Source organism: Clostridium sp. 'deep sea' (genome assembly GCF_014931565.1).
Lineage (GTDB): Bacteria > Bacillota > UBA994 > PWPR01 > PWPR01.
Map to the genome: position 1 here is coordinate 2127784 of NZ_CP063353.1, position 20243 is coordinate 2148026.

A 20243-nucleotide genomic window follows, 5' to 3' on the forward strand; every position below is an offset into this window, starting at 1 on the left:
AAAATACTTATTCTTTGACAAAAAAGCAATCTTAGTTTAAAGTTTAATTGTAGTGTATTACAATATATTACAATTAAAATAAATTATGGAGGTAATTGTTTAATGAGATTAAAAAGAATCTTGCTAATGTCACTGCTAATCTGTTTAGCTATTTTTTCGATTAATGCAAAAGTAAGTTTAGCTGGTACAGAATATGAGTTATATAGCATTAATAATGATAGCCACTTAGGCATAAAAGGAGAATTTAAAATACCAGTTGTTGATCCAGACTACGATGAAAATGATCACCCTTATAATAAAATTAATTTTGAACAGTGGTTCCAAGTTAATAGTACTAGTGATTGGTTTGAGATTGGATATAAAAAAGGCAATCTAGCAGATGGTACATCAAATAGTATTTATCATGATGGTTTCTTTAAATCAAAAAAAGTAAATGGTGTATATACTTGTGATAAGTTAATAAGAAGCTTCAACACAGGAACAACCTATACTTTTACAATCGTAGATTACTATGGTAAAAAAATATATGATATCTATATTGGCACAAAGTATTTTGGAAGTTTTGCAGATAATGTTAGTCCAGCCAGTGGTGGAACACATGACATGGGATTTGAAGTAACAAGTGATGCTCAGAGCAATCAATCAATAGGGGATACAAAAATTAGCAACCCTAAGTATTATGTTATAGATACAAATGATTATGATAATGATAATAATACAACAGAACGCATATGGATACCTTGGAGTAATTTATCTCCAAATAGAACCCATGATGCTCCATGTAATATATCTGCAAGTTATGATAGCAGTACCAATAGAATTACCTTTAATTAAAAACTTATTGGAGGAATAAATATGAATAGAAAAAAGCTAATAGCTATTACTATTTTGGTTATATGTTGTGTTATCTATTTTAGTACCTTACCAAGTACAGCTAAAGAGCTGTCAAGATTCAATAAACTTAAAATGCAAAACGATGAATATATGTTTAGACTACCTAAACAAGAAGCAAAAATACTGAGTAGTAAAGTTGAAGAGATAAGAAATGCAAATGAAAACTCCGATAATCTAAAACCTGTTGAATCAATGCAGGGTTATATTGAAGAGAGTAAACTTAAGAACGGTGCAACCTACAAAAGCAAAGAATTAATGACATATGAAACATTTATTAATGAATATGAGTATTTTGATTACAACGCCCAAATCTCTAAGGATAGGATGATATGGGTTATTGTAACTAGCTATCCTAACGGTGTAAAAATATCTAAGGGCTTCATTAAGAACGCAGAAGCAATAACTTACTATGATGCTGAAACATGCGAGGCATATGGTTTTAGTATTTATTCGCTAAAATCAAACGGCGAAATAGATCCTAATTTTAATTTTGCTAAAACTGAATAGCTAAATTCTCTTTTACAGTATTAAATAGGGTTTGCTTAGCAAACCCTATCTTTTATTTAATATATACTTTTCAATAGCAATTGCTACTCCATTGTTATTATTATCTGCTGTTACCCAGTCGGCAATTCTTTTTACTTCAAGGGGAGCATTACCCATAGCTACTCCTATACCTGACCACTTTAACATATCTATATCATTAGTTCCGTCACCAATTGCCATAATATCATGATGTTTTATATCCAATTCTTTGCATAAAAACTCTAAGGCTTTGCTTTTTGTTGCTTGTCTATGACCTAATTCTAATAAATGGGGAAATGATCTTGTTATATCCCAATTATTTTGAAATTTTTGCTCAATATTTTTTTGCAGTATATTTAGCTTATCATAGTTATTATCTATAAAAACTAGCTTAGTAGGTGCAATTTTTAAATCATCTACAAAATCTTTGTTAATAATAACCTCTATACCATTAACTTTTTTGTACCTCTCTACAAGCTCATTATGTTTTCTTACAAAGAGCCTATCGCCATCATATACATTAATATGCACATCAGCCTTTTTAGCTATTTCAATTGCTCTTTTAGCAACAACATTGGTTAAACGCAAATGTAGTAAATCTTCTTCAGAAATTAGTTTACGAATTATACTACCCTGATAAGTTATTATAGGCACATCAATGTTTAAATCTCTTGCAAAATTATGAGCGGCAGAGAACATTCGGCCAGTAGCAATAGTAACTGCTACTCCCTTATCTCTCGCCGCTCTAATAGCTTCTGCATCTCTAATATCAATTTCTCTTTTGTCGTTTAAGAGAGTATGATCTAGGTCTAAAGCTAATAGCTTAACTGTCATTTATTTATCCCTCTAACTCTAGTCTTCCTTAAATAATAAACCGTTTATTATAAGACTTATTATGCTAATTAAAATAGAAATCCATATTGAATTAATAAAGCCGTTTAATTGCATTCCAGGCACAAAAAAATCTGTAACCTGTAACATTAGTCCATTCACAACAAATGTGAATAATCCTAAAGATATTATATTAAGAGGTAGTGATACTAAAATTAATAATGGTCTGATTATTGAATTAACGAATCCTAAAACTATACCTGCAATAACAGCAGCACTTACACTACTAATATAAAAGCCAGATGATAAATAACGTGCTACTAAAAAAATCGCAAGAGCATTAACAACAACTTTACCAAAAAAATTTTTTTTCATAAATACCTCCTAATAAATAATATTACTCTACATATACTTCAACTACAGTACCATCTCCTGCTTGAACATCTACTAATTTACCATTAATACCAGAATGAATCAATTCTAATAACTGTTTTATATCAATATGTTTTAGTTCAGGATATCTATCTACCGGTAAAAACTTAAGTCCTACATCAGCTAATACTTCTATTAATGCTATTGGTATATTAACATTAACTTTTATGTTCTCATTATTCTCAATAACTCTAACCTTTAAAACTCTATCTACATTTGTGTTTACCCGTTTTAATTCATTTTTAGTTGTAGATGCAGATAAAGCATCTAATAACTTCATTCCTTCTTCTGAAGTAATTTGTTTTGTTTCAATCATTTTTAATATCTGCATACGCTCTTCTTGTTTATTCATTACCTAAACCCTCCCACTAAAATAATTTTAATTTAACCTTTACTTCATTTGTTTCTATATCAACTAAATCTAATCGACCACATCGCCTAAAAGCATTCCAAATTTTGCGAACAGACTGTATTGATATATTTGCTACTTGCTGTATGTCAAAATCCCATGAGTTTGACCACTTTAATGTCCACTTATGCATATTTTTATTGGGTATATACTTCATAAACGGCTTAATTAACCACCAACAATCAAACACACCATCTAACATAAATAATGGTATCGGTATAACAAAGTGTTTCCCCTTATCCTTTAATGTTAAATCACATAACATGTAGTAATTCTTTATAAACTTCTTTGGCATAAACTTAACCTAATTGTTTAATAAGTTTTGTAGCTTCTTCTGCTGATATTTTGCCTTCACTTAGTTTTTTAAGTATATCTTGACGAGCTTCACTTATTTTTTCTGAAGTAGATTCGTCTTCTACTTTATAACCTAATGCCTCAATAGCTTTATCTAAACGACTACGTACTGTTGGGTAAGATATACCCAATTCTCTTTCAACTTCTTTAATATTACCTCTACACTTAATAAATACCTCTACAAATTCTTTCATTTCATCATCTAATTGGCAGAATTTACTTAGCTTAAAACTACCACTTAATTCAGTTTTACACCTATTACATTTCAAAACTGCTACACTCAAATTATTATCACACACTGGGCACTTACCAGGAGCATCATACATAGTAACACCACCATTCATTATCTTTATTAATAATATTAATCTTTACATTAATTATATTAATGTTTTTAAACAATGTCAACATATTTTTAATTTAAATATTTAAAATATCAATATTTACTTACAATATCTTTATTTAGGTAATAAAAAAGGCTATTACAGTCTCTTCTACTGTAGCATAGCCAATTTTGCACTAATCTATTTAATTATCTCCCGTAAATCATCTCCGACACAGTGTAAAATATCCGAGTGTTTTTGAATTCGAGAGGCTATTCTAGCATGGTATATACTGTTTCTTAATTCTTTTATTGTATAATTGCTTGAAATTATTATGGGTTTATTTAAACAACTAGTTCGGTAATTAATGATAGAAAACAAAACCTCTTGAGAAAAGTCTGTAATGCTTTCTGCTCCTAAATCGTCAAGTATCAGAACATCTACTTCTCTAGCTGCCTCAATATACTCGTCTACTTTTTTGCGATTATCGCTGATAGTTCCTCTAAGCTGTTGCATAAAATCTACAAATGGCAAATACAATACCGGTACGTTTCTTTTAAGTAAGCTATTAGCTATTGCTGAACATAAAAAAGTTTTTCCAACCCCAGGATTACCTTCTAGATACAAGCCTTTAACATCAAATCCTAATACTCCATTAGAAACCTTATACATTTTTTTTACAAAATCTTGAGCCACCAATAAATTAGAATGCATTAATTGCCTATGGGAATGTTCATGTTCAAATTCTATATCACTATATACATCTAGTCTAAACCTATTAAAGGTTTGTTTTTTCATTATGGGTGTTAAACATGACGCCTTAAAATAATTATTTATAAGCATTTGCTTTTGTGCTTTAACTAAACAATTGCATTTTACAACTCTCTTAATTTCATAACCATATAGTTTACTAGCTCGATAATCTACTTCCTCAACCCATCCGCTATCCTGACATTTCTCACACTCAAACTTTGGTGATTTATAGTCTTTGGGAATTTTGTGTTTTGCCAAAAAATCTTGATGTTCTGCCTGAATTGTTTTTAGTTTTGTAACAACTTCATTTGAATTATTATTACTAAACGATAACAAGGTGTCGGCAATTTGAGTATCAAGCCTTTCAAGCTTGGGGTACTTGTTATACCAAAACTGGGCTCGTTCATATGCCTTATTATAGTTTTGGGTCTTTTTTTCTCCACTAGGAATAATCATTTAAATCACCTGAATTTTATTTTTTTAAGCCTTGTTTTTTCATTCTTTCATCATACATACTGGATAACGATTTATCATTCGAACTTTTTTTAACCAATGGAGTTGTTTTTTTACTTTTATTACTTTTATTGCTTTTACTACTTTTGCGTTTTTTGTAATTTTCATCATCAAATTGCACATCACTCAATGTTTTTATACCCTTTAGCTTCCAATTATGAAGAATACTCTGAACATACTGTAGATTAAAAGCTTGATTTAAAACTGACCTTGCTATTGCCTCTACAATTAAATCTCGTGAGAAATCATCTTCTAATGAAGCTAAAGTTCTAAATTCAGAAGAACGAAGAGGCCTGCCATATTCTTTTTCTGCAATATTATAAATACTATCATTACGATGTTGTATTTCAAGCTCTTCCCGCTTTTTATTGTCTTCAGCTCTTGTACTCCTACTTGCCTTACGAGATTGCATATATCTGTGAAACTGATCTTTATCTTTGGGGTCATTGATTTTTAAGGTAGTATTAGCAGTACCTGTAAACTCAATCAACTCAATCTCTACTAAGGATCCAATAGCTTTAAACACATCTTCGTAATGTAACTGTAATTCATTAGCCATGTACTCAAAATCTACTTTATTTCTTTGACTAACTAATCTATAAAAAAAGGTGTAAACTAAAACACCTATGCCTCCAATATGGGGTAAATATAAATCCCAAATCTCGTTAGGAATGCAGGTTACATTATCTCTTTTTACACCACTTCTTATTTTAAAACCATCAGCCATACTACTCACCTCTCTCTTTTTTAGAACCATTAAAATATTGATAAACTGCGTTTGCCGCAGCTTTGTTCATTGACTTAACTTCTAAGAGCTGTTTAACACTAGCTTTAGAGATTGATTTTATGCTGCCAAACTCTTTCATTAAGTTTCGTTGCCTAACAGTACTTATGCCTTGAATTTTAAGCAGCGTACTGCTTTTTTGCCTTTTAGACCTAAGATTTCTATGATACTCAATAGCAAATCTATGCGCCTCGTCTCTTATTCTTTGTACCAAATAAAGGCTTCGAGACTGCCTTGGCAACTCTATGGGTATTTTACTACCTGGTCTATATATTAGCTCTTCTCTTTTCGCCAAACTCACTATAGTTATATCGGTAGCGGATAGTTTTTGAACAATAGTCATTACTGAGCTAAGTTGCCCCATACCACCATCTATAATTATTAGATCGGGAGTTTGACCAAAAGATAAATCGTTTGAGTTGAGTTTTTTTAATCTTCTCTCCAAAACCTCTTTTAAACTAGAAAAATCATCTGGACCCTCTACTGTTTTTATTCTAAATCTTCTGTAATGTTTTTTTGCAGCCTGTCCATCTATAAATACTACCATAGAACCAACACTTTGTTGACCCTGAGTATTAGATATATCGTAACATTCTATTCTTTTGGGTGTTGTTGGCAACTTTAAGAAGTGAGCTAGTTCACTCATTGTTCCTTGGCGAATATCATCATGACTGCCCCTTTGTTTCCAGCGCTCCTCAACGGCAAGCATTGCATTTTTACGAGCCATTAATGCTAGTCTTTTTTTATCGCCTCGTTGAGGTATATGAATATATACTTTGCTTTTCTTTTTATCTGTAAGCCATTCTTCTAACAATTGTTGGTCATATATTTCGCCGTCAACAATTATATTACGGGGTATAAAGGTATCTAATACATAGTACTGTTTTACAAAGGCAGTTAAAATATCCTCAGAACGCTTTTCTACTCCACCCTCTATAACATTTATATCTCTACCCACAATATGACCATCACGCATAAACATAACTATAGTGCATACGTCCTCTACACCTCTGGCTAAAGATATAATATCAGAATTTTCACCTTTTCCCGATACTATTTTCTGTTTTTCTAAAACTTTTGACAGGCTTTTTATATTGTCTCTAATTCTGGCCGCTTTTTCGAATTGCAAATTTTGGGCAGCATTATCCATTTCTGATGTTAATTCATTTATTATTTCACGCTCTTCACCGTTTAAATATCTTATAGCTTTCTCTAACCTAGCATGATAATCCTCAACATTTATGGCTTTAATACAAGGACCTAAACATAATTTTATATGGTATTTTAAACAAGCTCTATCTTTTTTATCTGTTGTTATTACCTTTTTACAGGTTCTTAGCTTAAATACTTTACTAAGCACATCAACTAAGTTTCGAACTGCCCATGAATTTGGAAAAGGCCCAAAATAAGTTGATTTATCTTTACTTACTTTATAAGCTGACTCTAAGCGAGGATAAAGCAGATTTTTATTAATTTTAATATATAAAAAGTGTTTATTATCAGGTATACGGATATTGTATTTGGGTTGATGTTTTTGAATTAAAATACTTTCAAGCACCAACGCCTCTATCTCGGTATCTGTAACAATATACTCAAAGTCATATATATTAGATACTAACTCTTGAGTTTTGGGGTCATGGCTATGAAAAGAATTAAAATAGGAGCGTACTCTATTTTTAAGATTAACGGCCTTACCTACATATATGATTTTGCCATCACAATTTTTCATTATATAGGAACCAGGCATGTCTGGTAAAAGTTTTAGTTTATCTCTAATTAGCTGACTCATTTATTTAGCTCCTAGCTATTCTAGTAATATCAATTTTAATTATAACACTTTTAATTATAAAGGGGACAGCTCATTCAAATAAGCGCCCCCTAAATATTATTACTTTAGTATTTTTTTAAGAAATTGGCCGGTATAAGAGTGCTCTATATTAGCTACCTGCTCAGGTGTACCTGTGGCTATAATTAAACCACCATTCTCTCCACCCTCTGGGCCTAGATCTATAATATAATCTGCACATTTAATAACATCTAAATTATGCTCTATCACTACCACTGTATTACCACCATCAGCTAGTCTTTGTAAAACAGTCAATAACTTAGATATATCATCCATATGCAAACCAGTTGTTGGCTCGTCCAAAATATAAATAGTTTTTCCCGTTGCTCGTTTGCTTAGTTCAGTGGCTAGTTTAATACGCTGAGCCTCACCACCAGACAATTGGGTAGCAGGTTGACCTAAATGAAGATAGCCTAAGCCAACATCCTGTAATGTTTGCAGCTTTTTAGCAATACGAGGAACATTTTTAAAGAACTCTAAAGCTTGATCTACGGTCATTTCTAACACATCTGCTATTGACTTATCTTTATATAAAACTTGAAGAGCCTCTCTATTATAACGTTTTCCTCCACAAACCTCACAAGGTACATATACATCTGGTAAAAAATGCATCTCAATTTTAATTATGCCATCACCTTTACAAGCCTCGCAGCGACCACCTTTTATATTAAAGCTAAAGCGACCTTTTTTATAACCCCTCATTTTAGCTAATGAGGTTTCTGCATAAAGATCCCTAATTATATCAAATGTTTTGGTATAGGTTGCAGGATTACTTCTGGGTGTTCTGCCAATGGGAGACTGATCTATTTCAATTACCTTGTCTAAATATTCTAAACCCTCAATACTAATATGTTTGCCAGGAAACAATTTGCTTCTGTTTAAATTACGAGACAATGATTTATACAGTATTTGATTAACTAACGACGATTTGCCTGAGCCAGATACCCCAGTTACGCAGGTGAATAATCCTAGAGGAATACTAACATCAATATCTTTAAGGTTATTTTCACTTGCACCTACAACAGTAAGCCATTTACCATTAGGTTGTCTTCTCTCGCTAGGTGTGGTAATTTGCATTTTTCCTGATAAATACTGACCAGTTATTGAACCCTCAATCTTTTTTATTTCATCAAGGGTTCCTGCTGCAATAATCTCTCCACCATGCAAACCAGCTCTTGGACCAATATCAATTATATAATCCGCTTCTTGCATGGTTTCTTCGTCATGCTCTACTATTATTAAGGTATTACCAAGATTTTTTAGCCTTTTTAGGGTTTGAATTAACCGGCTATTATCTCGTTGATGTAAACCAATACTAGGTTCGTCTAAAATATATACAACTCCTGTTAAGCCAGATCCTATTTGGGTTGCTAGCCTAATTCGCTGAGCCTCACCACCAGATAAAGTTCCTGCTTTTCTACTTAGAGTTAAATAATCTAAACCAACGTTATTTAAAAAATTAAGCCGTGCTTTAATCTCCTTAATAATTTGATTACCGATAAACTCTTGTTTCTCAGTCAAATTAAATTCATTAAAGGCTTTAAGAGCTTTTTTTATTGATAAATTAGTTATATCTGCAATGTTATATTTATCTACTAACACAGCTAAACTCTCATTACGTAATCTTTTTCCTTTACACTTGGCACAAGGAGTTAAGCTCATATACTGCTCTAGTGACTCTCTATTCTCGGAGCCCTCTTCATAGCGACGCTCTAAATAATTAATAACTCCTTCAAAGTAAGTTTCGTAGTTTCTTACTCCACCGTGAATAAACTTATATTTCATTTTAATTTTCACTTTATTATTACCATAAAGCATTAAATCTTTATCTTTTTCGCTAAGCTCTTTCCACGGTTTATTTAAGTCTATGCCAAAGGTTTTTTTAACACCCTTCAGTAGTTGGGGATAATAATTTGTATTCTTTAGGTTCCACGGGGTTATAGCTCCCTCATTAATTGATAGACTATCATCTAAAATAACCTTATTAGGGTCAACCTCTCTTTTATAACCTAAACCGCTACACTCACTACAAGCTCCAAAGGGGCTGTTAAATGAAAACATCCGAGGCTCAAGTTCACCCAAGCTAAATCCACAATGAGGGCATGCATATCTGGTGCTATAAAGCTGTTCTTCTTGATCTATTACGTCTATTATCACTAAATCATTACCTAGTTTTAAGGCCGTTTCAAGAGAGTCTGTTAACCGCTGCTTTATGCCATCCTTAATAACTAATCTGTCAACAATAACTGCTATGTTGTGTTTTTTGTTTTTCTCTAAAACTATTTCTTCTTCCAGTTGGTATACCTTTTTATCTATACGTACCCTTACATAACCCTCTCGCCTTAAATCAGCTAACAGATTTAAGTGCTGTCCCTTTTTTCCTCTTACTACTGGCGCTAACACCTGAAACCTAGTTTGCTCGGGGATTTTTAATATTTTATCTACTATTTGTTGAACTGTTTGCTGAGTTATTGGTCCATGACCATTAGGACAATGTGGAACTCCAATACGGGCATATAAAAGTCTTAAATAATCGTAAATTTCAGTTACAGTTCCCACTGTAGATCTGGGGTTTCTGCTGGTTGTTTTTTGATCAATTGATATGGCTGGTGACAATCCTTCAATAGAATCAACATCTGGCTTTTTCATTTGTCCTAAAAACTGCCGAGCATAAGCAGATAAAGACTCAACATAACGCCTTTGACCCTCGGCGTAAATAGTATCAAAAGCCAAAGAGCTCTTACCTGAGCCACTTAATCCTGTAATAACAACCAAGTTATCACGCGGTATTTCAACATCTATGTTTTTTAAGTTATGCTCACGAGCACCCCTTATTACAATTTTTTTTTGAGCCACTAAACATACCTCCACATCAATTTTAGATATGATAAAATTATCTATAATTAACTTGTTAATTTATCGAACATACATTCGCTTTATGCAATATTCTTATTATAGATAAAAAAAACAGATGTGACAAGCATTGTTTAAAATATTATTTTAACATTGCGTAAATATGTTGGGTTTAAAACCAAACAAACAAGGTAAAAGTGCACAAATGCAAGGCTTAAATAGTATAGCCTTAAATTAGTAACAGATTATAAAACAACACCTCATACGGAAAAGAACGCGGGTAACCATAATCGGCTAACGCGTTCCTTTATTTATGTCTTAATTTGTTAATTCCTATTTCCGCTATTGAATACAGTTCAATAATTATGTAAAAGCCCAAAATACTAAATTTTTATTTTTTTAGTATTCTCTTTAAAGTTTTAACATCTAACAACAAGTTTACTGTCTCAAATTTACCTTTATAAAACACAGCCCAGTTATTAAAAACACAAGGTAACTGCTTTGCTTTTTGGAGCGTATCCACCTGAATTAAAGATACAGGAACGTTATTTATTTCACAATACTGTTTTATCATCTCGATATTTTGATAAACATATGGGCATTGCATATCATAATAAATTGTTAGTTCTTCACTTTCGATTTCTTGGTTTTTAACATTCTGTGCAAACCTTGGCTCTGATCCATCAAGAGACAGTGCCAGCAACTCATATCCATAATCTGTAGTATCAACAACCTCAAAAGCAAACTTTTTTGCAAACGATTGGTTAGAAAGCCATGATTTTTGCCTTTTTGCTCCTAACATACAAATGCCTGATTTACCCTTTTCTTTGGCATCAGCTATACAGTACTGCATCAGTGATTTTGCATATCCTTTTCCTTTGTAACTACCAGAAACCCATAAACAATACACATAATAATAGTTATCACCAGTTATGGGAACCCAAGCAGTTTCTAGGGGAGCATATTCAATAAAAACTGTAGCTCTTGCATTTAACTTTCTAAAGACATGTCCTTCATTTAGTCGGTCAGCAAGCCATTGTCGCTTTGAGTCAATACCTTGATGAAACTTTTTGCTGCGAATAATGCAACATAAATGCTCATCAAAAAGGTTATCTGTTGTTAAGTTAATAAAATCATTACTCATGTGTACCCTCACTTCAAACTGTGATTCTTCTTTTAGTATTTCACCTTATAAACTGAACATAAAAAAAATCAATTTAATCGAAAAACTTACCTTTATAAAAATTCTCATTACCAAGGTTTTTTGCTGTTAGTCTAAACCTAACACAGCCATCTGGACATACAATATCCTTGCTGTATTTACTATTTCCGCCAACGTTCTCTAAATCTCCACCACTTCTAACAGCCTCCATAATTGGGTACATCATCATCATTACTTTGGAGCAGATACCCTGCCCATCTGCATTTACAGGACACCCATAGGTACAGGTATATTTATCTCCGATTTCTTCGCCGTTTCGACAATAACGCTCCGTGTGTTCACTACGAAGAAATCCTACCACCTCAATTTCCCATTCGTATTCCTCATTATACCATTTTTTCATAATTAACCTCCAACTTTAGATTTTATCTAACACCTTATATCTTAGTACCAAAACAATTTGCAGTTGATCCGTTTTGGCTTTTTATCCTACTACTTATTTTTCAGAAGTCTCGTATCGTGCTTATTGTTATCTGAGTTTTTTTCTCTTCTTAATATCCCTAATTAAATCTCTAAGCTCCGAGGCTTTTTCAAACTCTAGTTCTTTAGCTGCCTGTAACATCTCTTGCTCTAAGTTCATTATTAACTGTTTAGCATCCAAACGACTTAAGCGCTTTATGCTCTTAGTAGAAAGGTAATCAGCTTGCTCCTCTGCTACTTTTGAAACCTTTAACAAACCCCTTACTGACTTTTTAATTGTTTGAGGAGTGATATTATGCTCTTGATTGTAGTTAACCTGAATATTACGCCGACGATTAGTTTCATTAATTGCTCGTTCCATTGAGCCAGTCATTCGATCGGCATACATTATAACCTTACCATTAGAGTTTCGGGCTGCCCTACCAATAGTTTGCACTAAGGAGGTCTCCGACCTTAAAAAGCCTTCTTTATCGGCATCTAATATTGTTACTAAAGAAACCTCTGGTATGTCTAGCCCCTCTCTTAAGAGGTTTATACCAATTAAAATGTCATAAGCACCAACTCTTAAGTCTCTAATTAGCTCCATACGTTCAATAGCATCTATATCATGGTGGAGATATTTCACTCGTAAACCTTGCTCTTTAAAGTAGTCTGTTAAATCTTCAGCCATTCGTTTTGTGAGAGTTGTGACTAATACCCGTTCTTCTTTAGCAATAGTTTTTAGTATTTCACTATATAAATCATCTATTTGACCATCAATTGGTCGAACCTCTATCATAGGATCAATTAATCCTGTTGGTCTAATTATTTGCTCTACAAGTTTTTGCTTTTTCTCTAATTCATAAGGCCCCGGTGTGGCTGATACATAAATGACTTGTTTTAGTCTTTCCACCAACTCTTCAAATTTTAATGGCCTATTGTCTACAGCACTTGGCAACCTAAAGCCATGGTCTACTAGAGTCATTTTACGTGATCTGTCTCCAAAGTACATACCCCTTGCTTGCGGCATAGACACATGAGACTCATCAACTACCATTAAAAAATCATCAGGAAAATAGTCTATAAGTGTATAAGAAGGATCACCCTCTTTTCGACCATCTAAATGGCGTGAGTAGTTCTCTATACCTTTGCAAAAACCTAGCTCTCTTATCATCTCTAAATCATAGCGAGTTCTTTGCTCGAGTCTTTGTGCCTCTAACAACTTGCCAGCATCTCTCATATTTTTAAGCTGCACTTCTAATTCTGCCTCTATATCAATAGCAGCACGCTCTATATTTTCTTCGGAGGTTACAAAGTGAGACTTAGGGTAAATGGCAACGTGATTACGGTCTGCCATTATTTCACCTGTTAGGCTATTAATTTCGGTTATACGCTCTATTTCATCACCCCAAAACTCTACTCTAATAGCTATTTCGTTATTAGAAGCAGGAAAAACCTCTAAAATATCGCCCCGTACTCTAAAGGTACCACGCTGAAAATTCATATCGTTTCTAGTATATTGAATGTCTACCAAATGACGCAATATTTCATCTCTACTGCGTACCATACCAGGCCTTAAAGACAAGGCTAATTTATAATAGTACTCGGGGGAACCAAGACCGTAAATGCATGATATTGAGGCTACAATAATTACATCTCTTCGCTCAGATAATGCAGAGGTGGCTGAGTGACGAAGTTTATCTATTTCATCGTTAATTGAGGCATCTTTTTCAATATAGGTATCAGTGCTAGGAACATAGGCCTCTGGCTGATAATAATCATAATAACTAACAAAATACTCTACCGCATTATTAGGAAAAAACTCTTTAAATTCACTACATAGTTGAGCGGCTAGGGTTTTATTATGAGCTAAAACCAAGGTTGGTCTCTGAACTTTTTCTATTACATTTGCTATAGTATAAGTTTTACCTGAGCCTGTTACACCCAATAAAACCTGATGTTTTAAACCATCATTTAGGCCATTTGCTAACTCATTAATGGCATTTGGTTGATCTCCTTTAGGTGTATACTGCGAAACCAACTTAAATTTATTCTCACTCATATAATCCCCTCCTGCTCCATTTACTATATTAAGTATATCAAAAAACTACAAAAATCTTTTACTGCTACACAAATACATGTTTAACCTCACATGCTATAGTCTTTTGACTATACACAAACTAGTGTTTGCTGTCAAGTATTATATCCAATGTGTTTTATAGTAAAATTTTTAAGCTTTAAAGAGTTAGGTAAATTACTTTAAATAAAATAATAGCCTAAAATCCACAAGCATTATTGTAAATTTTAGGCTATATATGTTTATGTTAATCTTAATTTTTACTAGTTTGAATTATCTCTTTTTAACATAATTCATAGGATTTGATGGTGTTCCATTGTTTCTTATCTCAAAGTGTAAATGTGGACCAGTACTTAAACCTGTTATACCACACTTAGAAATAAGTTGTCCCTTTGATACAACTTGTCCTTTTTTAACTAAGAGCTTGCTGTTATGGGCGTATAATGAAGATTTTCCATTACCATGGTTAATTACTACTGCTAAACCGTAGTTTCCGTAACTACCTGAGTGAACTACTGTGCCACCATCAGAAGCATAAATATTTTTCCCATAGCCAATTCCAATATCAATACCTCTGTGGAAGCTTCTTTTACCTGTAACAGGGTGATTTCTGTAACCAAATGGCGAAGTAACCCATGTTGTACCAGGAGTTGGCCAAGTAAACTTACCAGTACCAACTGAGCTTGGTTCTCCCATGGCTTGTAGCTCTTTTTCTAACTTTTTAGAGGTCTCTTCTAAATCGTTAAGAGCTTTTTCAAATTCTTTCTTATCTTCTTTTAAAGACTTCATTAAGGCATTACGTTGAGCAGAACGAGTTTGATACTCGGTTCTACGGCACTCAACTGTTTCTCTTTGTAATTCCATAGCCTGCTTAGCTTCTTCTAAACTCTTTTTTTCTGCTTCTAGCTGCACTCGTTTATCGCTTATCTCTTTTATTAACTCTCTATCTACAGTGATAAGTTTACGCATCATAGTGTATCTGCTTAAAAAGTCAGCTAAACTTTCTGATTTAAACAATATTGAAACATAACTTAAAGAACTATATTTATAAATTGCTTGTACACGGCCACCCAATAAATCTTCACGTTCTTTTAAATTCTCTAATTCTTGGTCTAATGCTTGCTCGCTATTTGATATTGAAGTTTCTAATTCAACTATTTTTTCTTCTAAAACATTTATTTTGCGTTCAGTTTCGGTTATTTGACTATTTAATTTTTTAAGCTGATAAGCAGTTGCTTTTTGTTTATTGTCATTTGCATCAATTTTATCTTTAAGACTTGATAAGTCATTTTTTGCATCCATTAATTCCTTTTGTAATTGCCCTGCATCTTTAGCCTCTGTTATGGTAACTTGCATGACTAATAATACTACTATTAAAATTACTGACAACTTTTTTAGTTTACCCATTCTATTATTCCTTTCGTTTTATTAGTCACTAAAGTTTAAGAAACTTTCTCATTGATATTGTACTACCAAAGATACCTAAGAATGATCCCCCAATTGCTAAAAATACCCAAAGTTGAGTGTTGATTGTAGCTGTTGGCACAACCTGAACATACTGTATAAGCCCTGAAAACCACAAGGAAAACTGCTTATAAGCATAAACCAAGATGCCTCCTGCAACTAAAGAGCCAAACAAGCCAATGAGCCAGCCCTCTAAAATAAATGGCCATCTAATATACCAATTTGTAGCACCAACATATCGCATAATGGTTATTTCATCACTTCTCATTAATACGGTTAATCTTATTGTATTAAAGATTACAAAAGTCGAAGCTACAGCTACAGCTATGGCTAAGCCTATACCTATCATTCTTATTACATTTGTAACATTGATTATATCTGCGATATACTCTTTACCGTATACGATATCTTTAATGCCTTTAAATTCTTTAAGCGCTTCTGCAACTATAGATATTTGGGCTGAATCTTTAACAGTTATATCGTAGACATCCGGAATCATTTCATATAAATCTAAACCATCTAAAACCTCGGAATTATCACCAAATTGCCGTTTAAGTAGATTAATCCCAGCATCTTTATCTACATATATTACTTCATTAACCATTGGATGTATTCTTATGCGTTCTTCCAGCAAAGCCTTACTATCTAAAGCTATTCCATCTTCTAAAAATATTTTTATCACAAGTTCAGACTCTACTTGATCCACAAAGCAGTTCACATTAGAGATTAATAACACAACTGTACCAGCAATTAGCAAACAAACCATTACCGTTGAAATAGCCGCCGTCGACATCCAGCTATTTCTAATTAGGTTTCTAAATGCCGTTTTAAGATGATTACCCATTTTGTAAAACACTGCTGTATCCTCCTCTAGCATCATCTCTAACAAGTCGACCTTTATTAATCATAATTACTCTTCGTTGCATTTTATTCACAATATCTTTATCATGCGTTGCCATCACTACTGTTGTTCCTGCATTATTTATGCGTGAAAATAAGCTCATAACAGACCTAGTCATATCTGGGTCTAGATTTCCAGTAGGTTCATCAGCCAAAATTAGCAAAGGCCAGTTGGCTATTGCTCTACCAATAGCTGTACGCTGTTGCTCACCACCAGAAAGCTGTTTTGGATAAGCAGATTTTCGATGAGTCATTTCAATTATCTTTAATACCTCATCGACCCTTTTATTTACCTTATCTTTTGGTAACCCAATAACCTGTAAGGAATAGGCAATGTTATCAAACACAGATAAGTTAGGGAGCAGTTTAAAATCCTGAAACACTATCCCCATTTTTCTTCTTATATAAGGAATTTTTCTTAATCTTAAGCGAGAGGTATCGGTACCATTAAAATAAATAGAACCAGTAGTAGGCCTCTCTTCACAGGATATTAATCTAAGAAGTGTAGATTTACCTGCACCATTTGGTCCAACTAAAAATACAAAATCTCCTTTTTTAATATTCATACTAAGATCATCAATCGCTTTAACATTTTTAGAATATGATTTCTCTACATTTTTAAATACAAGCACTTTTAACCCTCCGGCTTAAATCTTAGTTGATAACATTATTCTTAATAAGCAAAATAAAATTTACAAAACAGTTATTGATAAACCACAAATAAACAAATCAAAGCTTAAATTGACTTGCTTATTATTTGCTTAGCGAAATATAGAACATCTAGTAATATTTTATCAAAATATGTCTACTTATAATTTAATGGTTTAAAGCAAATTTAGCAAGTAAAATTTAGGCTTTGTTATCAAATTTTAATATATAAACTCAAAAACAATCAAAAAAAATGTTAAGCAACCCTTAGACCTAGGCACTTAACATTTTGTTCGACTTATTTTTACTTTTTTTGTTATTTTAATTTAGTTGTAAAATTTACAATTATTCTTTAAAAAATTTACCTATCATAAAGCTTTGTAATAAATCAATTATATTTTTAGTTACCACAGCTAGTATTTTTTGTCCCTTTTCAGCACTGGCTTTAGTTGCATCCCCCGTTATTGCATTCTCCATACTTTTATAAGCCAAGTCAGCAGTGTATATTTTACCAATTGTTTCATTTTTGTTTGTTGGCGCATATTGCATGTCAACAAACTCTGGGGTAATTGCTAACATTACAGATGTCTCATCCTCACCTGCATGTCCACGGCTTTCACATATCTCTAATATATCCGACATATAATCAGACCACCAATTAACAACAAGCACGTTTGCACCATGGTCTGCCATATGTTGAGCAGCTATCCTTAATGCAGGACCATTACCACCGTGCCCGTTTAATAGTACAATATTATCGATTCCCCATGTTAAAAATCCATTTCCTATTTCCTCTATATAACAAGCCATTGTTTCATTACTTATATTAACAGTACCAGGAAAAACACCTAAACCCCAAGAGCTACCATAATTAACTGTAGGTGCTACAAAAATTTTATCATCTAATTCATTGTTGATATTTTCAACTAATTTATTAGGTATTATAAAATCAGTTCCTAACGGACAATGTGGTCCATGAGCCTCAAAGGTACCAATAGGTATTATAACGGTATTGACCGTTTCTTGAAATTTAATAAATTTATGCATATTTAAAGTTGATAAGAACATTGTATTGCCTCCTATTCATATAATTTAGTAGCTATACTTCTAGCCAAAGTGGTAAATTCCTTCGTACTGTACGTAGATACTTGCTTATGATATACTGTATGCAATGTATTAAAGGATACGGGTTATATTTCATTTTCCGGTAAGCAGTACTTACCGGCTTTTTTGATATGGACAATTTTTTGTCTACCAAAATATATCTTTTAAATTTTTTAATCAATAGTTAGAAATAGGGTTATGCTAAAGAAGAAAGAGCAACCCTAACAAGAATTAGGAGAAAATATATGAATAGTAAAAATAACATTTTATTTATTCCATTAGGTGGAGTAAATGAAATAGGAAAAAATATGTATGCCCTTCGATATCAAGATGATATTATCGTTATCGATGCGGGTATCATGTTTCCTGACGATGAATTATTAGGAATAGACTATGTTATTCCCGACATGACGTATTTAATAGAAAATCGTAATTTAGTGAAAGCCATATTTTTAACCCATGGACATGAAGATCATATAGGAGCTATTTCTTATTTATTACAAGAAATTAATGTTCCTGTTTATGGAACAAAACTGACCCTAGGTTTAGTTGAATGTAAGCTAAAGGATTACGATATTACAAACTATACCTTAAATGTTGTTGAAATTGGCGATGTTATTGGAGCAGGATCTTTTGCAATTGAGTTTATTCGTGTTAATCACAGTATTCCAGATGGTGCTGCCTTAGCCATAAATACCCCTGCTGGTATTATTCTACACACAGGTGACTTTAAATTTGATCAAACCCCTGTAGACGGCAATGTTACAGACTATCATCGACTAGCAGACTATGGAGACACAGGAGTATTGGCCTTGTTTTGTGATGTAACAAACGCTATTCATTCTGGTTATACTCCATCCGAAAAAGTAGTGGGTGATGTTCTTGATAATATTATTAGAAATACTACAAATAGAATAATAATGGCTACCTTTGCTTCTAATATTCATAGAATACAGCAAATATTTCAACTAGCTCATAAACACGATCGTAAAGTTGCTGTTATTGGCAGAAGCATGGTTAATAATGTAAGGATATCAAACGAATTAGGCTACTTAGATATTCCCCCTAATACCTATATTGAAACTGAGGATACAGATTTATATCCACCAGAAAAAATACTAATCATTTCAACAGGTAGTCAAGGTGAGCCTTTAGCGGCACTTACTAGAATGGCCTTTAATAGACATGCTCAAATAAAAATTGGAACTCACGACACAGTAATTATGTCAAGCAGCCCTATTCCAGGCAACGAAAAACTAGTTAATAGAATCATTAATGCTTTAACATATAATGGAGCCACCGTTATTACTACAAGAGATGCTCAGGTACATGTATCTGGTCACGCCAGTGCTGAGGAGCTAAAAATGATGTTACACTTGGTAAAGCCCAAGTATGTAATACCGTTTCATGGCGAATATCAGCATAAAAATGCCTATAGACTAATTGCAACTAGTTTAGGTATTGATCCAAATAATATTTTTATGCTCAATAATGGCGATGTATTAGTAATGAACGAAAAAGAAGCATTAGTATCAGATACTGTTGAATCAGGTAGAATTTTAATAGATGGAAGAGGCATTGGGGATGTTGGTAAAGTTGTATTAAGAGATCGCCATATGTTAGCTCAATATGGAGTACTAACATCTGTAGTTGCAATTAATAAACAATCTCGACAAATTTTAAGTGGTCCAACAATAGTTACTCGTGGGTTTGTATATGTTAAAGAATCAGAAGATTTACTTGATGAGGCAGCTCATAAGGTGCGTCTAGCTCTGGAAGATCAGCTAGCCTCGGGCATAACTGATTGGGCGCCACTAAAAAATAGAATGAGACAGGTATTACAAAACTATTTATATGAGCAAACAGGAAGAAGACCAATGATTTTACCAATAATTATGGAAATATAACTTTTAAA

General features: G+C 32.9%; 19 protein-coding genes. 3 read left to right on the forward strand and 16 right to left on the reverse strand.

Features of this window, described 5'->3' with window-relative positions; genetic code table 11:
* The first annotated feature begins 102 nt into the window (after positions 1 to 102).
* Together IMX26_RS09820 and IMX26_RS09825 are read left to right on the forward strand one after the other, a co-directional pair.
* Positions 103 to 834 carry a hypothetical protein gene (locus tag IMX26_RS09820; protein WP_195158216.1) on the forward strand — a complete coding sequence of 244 codons (732 nt, stop codon included), beginning with the start codon at positions 103 to 105 and terminating at the stop codon, positions 832 to 834.
* A 21-nt stretch (positions 835 to 855) separates the two neighbouring features.
* Positions 856 to 1401: a hypothetical protein gene (locus IMX26_RS09825; protein WP_195158217.1), complete on the forward strand. Its 546-nt coding sequence runs from the start codon at positions 856 to 858 to the stop codon at positions 1399 to 1401.
* 45 nt (positions 1402 to 1446) lie between these two features.
* Here IMX26_RS09825 and IMX26_RS09830 read toward each other — a convergent pair whose 3' ends face one another.
* The 16 genes from IMX26_RS09830 to IMX26_RS09905 all read right to left on the reverse strand — a co-directional run bounded on the left by IMX26_RS09830 (position 1447) and on the right by IMX26_RS09905 (position 18292).
* Positions 1447 to 2253 (reverse strand): Cof-type HAD-IIB family hydrolase, encoded by an 807-nt coding sequence (locus IMX26_RS09830; RefSeq protein WP_195158218.1) that lies wholly within the window; start codon positions 2251 to 2253, stop codon positions 1447 to 1449.
* 18 nt (positions 2254 to 2271) lie between these two features.
* Positions 2272 to 2625: a phage holin family protein gene (locus tag IMX26_RS09835; RefSeq protein ID WP_195158219.1), complete on the reverse strand. Its 354-nt coding sequence runs from the start codon at positions 2623 to 2625 to the stop codon at positions 2272 to 2274.
* Between the two features lie 22 nt (positions 2626 to 2647).
* Positions 2648 to 3034, reverse strand: coding sequence for a hypothetical protein (locus tag IMX26_RS09840; RefSeq protein WP_195158220.1), 387 nt, complete (start codon positions 3032 to 3034; stop codon positions 2648 to 2650).
* Positions 3035 to 3050: 16 nt separating this feature from the next.
* A complete protein-coding gene (locus IMX26_RS09845; RefSeq protein ID WP_195158221.1) occupies positions 3051 to 3386 on the reverse strand; it encodes a hypothetical protein in 336 nt (111 codons plus the stop codon).
* Between the two features lie 4 nt (positions 3387 to 3390).
* The gene (locus IMX26_RS09850) at positions 3391 to 3771 is read right to left on the reverse strand and encodes a DUF2089 domain-containing protein (RefSeq protein ID WP_195158222.1); all 381 of its coding nucleotides are present in this window, start codon (positions 3769 to 3771) and stop codon (positions 3391 to 3393) included.
* Positions 3772 to 3966: 195 nt separating this feature from the next.
* Positions 3967 to 4974: an ATP-binding protein gene (locus IMX26_RS09855; RefSeq protein ID WP_195158223.1), complete on the reverse strand. Its 1008-nt coding sequence runs from the start codon at positions 4972 to 4974 to the stop codon at positions 3967 to 3969.
* A 16-nt stretch (positions 4975 to 4990) separates the two neighbouring features.
* On the reverse strand, positions 4991 to 5758 hold the full coding sequence (locus IMX26_RS09860) for a DnaD domain protein (protein ID WP_195158224.1): 768 nt from the start codon (positions 5756 to 5758) through the stop codon (positions 4991 to 4993).
* 1 nt (position 5759) lies between these two features.
* The gene (gene uvrC / locus IMX26_RS09865) at positions 5760 to 7604 is read right to left on the reverse strand and encodes an excinuclease ABC subunit UvrC (RefSeq protein ID WP_195158225.1); all 1845 of its coding nucleotides are present in this window, start codon (positions 7602 to 7604) and stop codon (positions 5760 to 5762) included.
* Positions 7605 to 7703: 99 nt separating this feature from the next.
* Positions 7704 to 10517: an excinuclease ABC subunit UvrA gene (gene uvrA, locus IMX26_RS09870; RefSeq protein ID WP_195158226.1), complete on the reverse strand. Its 2814-nt coding sequence runs from the start codon at positions 10515 to 10517 to the stop codon at positions 7704 to 7706.
* 388 nt (positions 10518 to 10905) lie between these two features.
* Positions 10906 to 11658, reverse strand: a complete 753-nt coding sequence (locus tag IMX26_RS09875; protein WP_195158227.1) for an N-acetyltransferase — start codon at positions 11656 to 11658, stop codon at positions 10906 to 10908.
* A gap of 73 nt (positions 11659 to 11731) precedes the next feature.
* The gene (locus tag IMX26_RS09880; protein ID WP_195158228.1) at positions 11732 to 12079 is read right to left on the reverse strand and encodes a TIGR04076 family protein; all 348 of its coding nucleotides are present in this window, start codon (positions 12077 to 12079) and stop codon (positions 11732 to 11734) included.
* A gap of 126 nt (positions 12080 to 12205) precedes the next feature.
* Complete coding sequence (gene uvrB, locus IMX26_RS09885; RefSeq protein WP_195158229.1) at positions 12206 to 14197, reverse strand: excinuclease ABC subunit UvrB; 1992 nt, start codon at positions 14195 to 14197, stop codon at positions 12206 to 12208.
* A gap of 288 nt (positions 14198 to 14485) precedes the next feature.
* The gene (locus IMX26_RS09890) at positions 14486 to 15619 is read right to left on the reverse strand and encodes a peptidoglycan DD-metalloendopeptidase family protein (RefSeq protein ID WP_195158230.1); all 1134 of its coding nucleotides are present in this window, start codon (positions 15617 to 15619) and stop codon (positions 14486 to 14488) included.
* A gap of 28 nt (positions 15620 to 15647) precedes the next feature.
* A complete protein-coding gene (gene ftsX / locus IMX26_RS09895) occupies positions 15648 to 16532 on the reverse strand; it encodes a permease-like cell division protein FtsX (RefSeq protein ID WP_195158231.1) in 885 nt (294 codons plus the stop codon).
* Positions 16513 to 17208 carry a cell division ATP-binding protein FtsE gene (ftsE, locus tag IMX26_RS09900; RefSeq protein WP_195158232.1) on the reverse strand — a complete coding sequence of 232 codons (696 nt, stop codon included), beginning with the start codon at positions 17206 to 17208 and terminating at the stop codon, positions 16513 to 16515. The genes ftsX and ftsE overlap by 20 nt, the downstream gene beginning before the upstream one ends.
* A 361-nt stretch (positions 17209 to 17569) precedes the next feature.
* Positions 17570 to 18292, reverse strand: coding sequence for a creatininase family protein (locus tag IMX26_RS09905; protein ID WP_195158233.1), 723 nt, complete (start codon positions 18290 to 18292; stop codon positions 17570 to 17572).
* Positions 18293 to 18573: 281 nt separating this feature from the next.
* Here IMX26_RS09905 and IMX26_RS09910 point away from each other — a divergent pair, with 281 nt between their 5' ends.
* Positions 18574 to 20235: a ribonuclease J gene (locus IMX26_RS09910; protein WP_195158234.1), complete on the forward strand. Its 1662-nt coding sequence runs from the start codon at positions 18574 to 18576 to the stop codon at positions 20233 to 20235.
* Positions 20236 to 20243: the final 8 nt, after the last annotated feature.